This is a genomic window from Butyrivibrio proteoclasticus, from assembly GCF_900115735.1.
Taxonomy (GTDB): domain Bacteria; phylum Bacillota; class Clostridia; order Lachnospirales; family Lachnospiraceae; genus Butyrivibrio; species Butyrivibrio proteoclasticus_B.
The window spans coordinates 1-2,715 of sequence record NZ_FOXO01000066.1 but is presented as its reverse complement, the minus strand read 5'-3'; the positions used below and the strand labels follow the sequence as shown (position 1 = coordinate 2,715).

At 39.7% G+C, this 2,715-nt stretch carries 3 protein-coding genes; 1 reads left to right on the top strand and 2 read right to left on the bottom strand.

Annotation, left to right across the window (positions count from 1 at the left end):
* Nucleotides 1–135: 135 nt before the first annotated feature.
* On the top strand, nucleotides 136–474 hold the full coding sequence (locus BM146_RS18865) for a DUF952 domain-containing protein (RefSeq protein WP_242949449.1): 339 nt from the start codon (nucleotides 136–138) through the stop codon (nucleotides 472–474).
* Nucleotides 475–506: 32 nt separating this feature from the next.
* Here the strand turns inward: BM146_RS18865 and tnpC are convergent, their stop codons facing one another.
* Nucleotides 507–2,261, bottom strand: coding sequence for an IS66 family transposase (gene tnpC / locus BM146_RS18860; protein ID WP_074892230.1), 1,755 nt, complete (start codon nucleotides 2,259–2,261; stop codon nucleotides 507–509).
* Nucleotides 2,262–2,264: 3 nt separating this feature from the next.
* The gene (locus BM146_RS18855) at nucleotides 2,265–2,585 is read right to left on the bottom strand and encodes a hypothetical protein (protein WP_022770946.1); all 321 of its coding nucleotides are present in this window, start codon (nucleotides 2,583–2,585) and stop codon (nucleotides 2,265–2,267) included.
* Nucleotides 2,586–2,715 lie beyond the last annotated feature (130 nt).

Below are 2,715 nucleotides of genomic sequence, written 5' to 3'. Positions count from 1 at the left end.
TGGTTTTTGTGTTTTGGGCATAAAAAGGGAGCTGAGCACTAATTACTTAGTGCGACAGCCCCAATATTTTTAGTGGCTATTATAATGGGAGCAATAAAGTAGGATTTAGAGAGGTGAAGAATGATAGCGCATTGTATGAAAAAGAATACTTGGGATAAGATCAAGGATGACGCTTATTGGGGACATCTAAACATCAAAAACGAAGGTTTTGTACATTGTTCACCAATAAAATATTTATGGCGCGTTCTTCCTAATTTCGAGGGAGTGGAAGAAGATTTGGTGATCGTTTGCATTGATGAAGAAAAATTAGAAGCGGAAATAAAGTATGAAGATGATGATAATTGTGGGCGAAGCTATCCCCATGTATATGGAGTGATAAACAATGATGCAGTAATTATGGTGCTGGATTATTTGAAGGATGCGTGTGGTCATTACATGAAGAATCCAGAATTGGCCGATATTATTGATGAATAAAATGTTTTAAACGCACACTAATCAGGGCGGAGTTATGCTCCGCCTAATATTTCTTTTAGGGTATATGGATTTCCTTCCATCAGTCTGGTAAGAGCCTGAAATGGTGGAATGTCATTTCTGCTGCAGGTATCGATATAGCTTTTTACATCAGCAAAGAATCCTGCATTCTTGATGTCCTGATACTGCCCGGAAACTTTCTGCTTTACCTTGATGCCACGAAGGCTTCTTTCTGCTAGATTATTTGTAGGTGGTACTGAGAAATCCTTTATCCATAAGAAGTTGCTTTTCTTATATTTTCTGAGGCGATTAATCAGTTTCCTTTCATCGGACTCATAGTATTTGCCCTTTGATGTAGAGAACTGCTCGTCGGCTCTTTTCAGGATTCTATCGATTTCTTCCATGATTGTATAATACCTGGTTCCAAAGGATTCTACGCCATTTTCTACAAGTATGTTCCGTTCATGAAGTATGCCTGCAAGGTAATTCTTCAACTCCTTGGCCCAGGGATGGTCAGAATAATCGACTATCTTCTGCATATCCCTAGAGAGATGACCGGAGCATTCTGCATTTTTGAAATGAAAGTCCTTGTTATAATTGACAGTCACATGGTCATGAACCACAGTGGTGTCTGACCCCAGCGCAGCAAGGATACCATCTTCATCAAGGCTTTTTCGGTCTTTCTTTTTATGTGCAACGAACATGGCGATACGCTCGTTACCATAAAAACGGACACAGCATCTTTTTGTATCTACAAAAATCACGGTGTCATCCCAGTGAAGTATTTTCTGCTTTATACATTCAAGCTTGAGATCAACCATGAATTGTTTAAGGGCGCGGGATGCCCGCTTTTGAAGCTTACTGATATATCCTTCGCTAATGGAAATCCTATTTTCAAGGAAACCATCAACTATCTTTTTAACCCTGTTTATGCTGACATAGCCAAGATCCAAAAGCGCAAGACACATGGCCTGCAGAGCATTTCCGTATTGAATGGGCTCCTTGATTGAGAGCGGAATCGGAGAGTGGACTACATGCCCACAAGAGTTGCATTTATAGACGTAGATATAATGGCGTTTTTTGACGAGCTTTACCTCGTAGTCGATAACATCTTTTGTGCGTTTCTCTATAAGTGTAAGGTCATCGCTCCCACAGTCAGGACAATTTTTTAATGTGTGCTTTTCGCGGTCAGTAATTTCGCTTTCCGAAAGCGGAGCAAGGGTGTGCTTTTTGTGACCTGGCTGTCCACCGCGCTTTTTTCCAGATTTTACCCGAGAGTTTGGAATTACTTTTTTCTTGCCTATGGGAGTCTGACTGGTGGGAAGAGAGCTGTTGGTGCCATCAGTATTATTTTTTGCTTTTTCTTTTGCCAGGGCATCCTTCAGCGCCTCTACCTGAGCTCTTAGCTCACTGTTTTCGGAATCTGATGCATCGCTATTGGTTCCAAGTATGGCGTCCATACGAGACTGGAGTTCGGCACACTTTTCTTTATACTCATCAAGCTCTTTGGCCATATCTTCCTGATCAAAGACGGAATCCATTGCTTTTGCATCAAAGTTTTCCGTAATGATAACTTGCCTGTGATATAAATCCTTATATCTTTCCAATTGGTTTTTCAAATGTTGGTTTTCTTGTGTCAGCCTATTGATAGTTCTGATATTTTGAGCCTTCTCTTCATTGGTGTAAGTTCCTACAGCAAGCTGGTCGAGTTTTTTCTGCAGTTTTCTGTTTTCGTTTTGGAGTTGTAAGTTTTCTTTGCGTCTATACTCGTAAGCCTGCTCTAAAGTCATTTTTCAGCCCTGTTTTGTCCTTTTTGATTTTAATTCTTTTAGTTCCTGCTTCAGCATTGCGTTTTCTTCAAGCAGCCGCCTGACTTCATCTTTAAGCCCCTTCATAGTCTTGGGCATTTCATAGTCATCGGGGGATGGAACATAATTAGGACTTCGTTTTTTTCCGCGACCATCAGTTGGAATTATTTCCCCTGTTTCTTCGTTTAGCCTGCCTATAAGAGTTCTCTTTGAACGGGATTGTTTCTTTTCTTTGTCCCAAAAAGATTTGCATTCATAGACATATGTGATTCCGGATCTTTTATCTTTTTGATGAATGATAGACATGATATCACCTCCTATATCGCCATGTATACAGTATAACACATGACGATATATAAAACAATAAAAAAAATGCCAAAAAACATAGAAAAAATCTAGTTTTTTGGCATTTGATACAACTGTGAAATAATGGTTA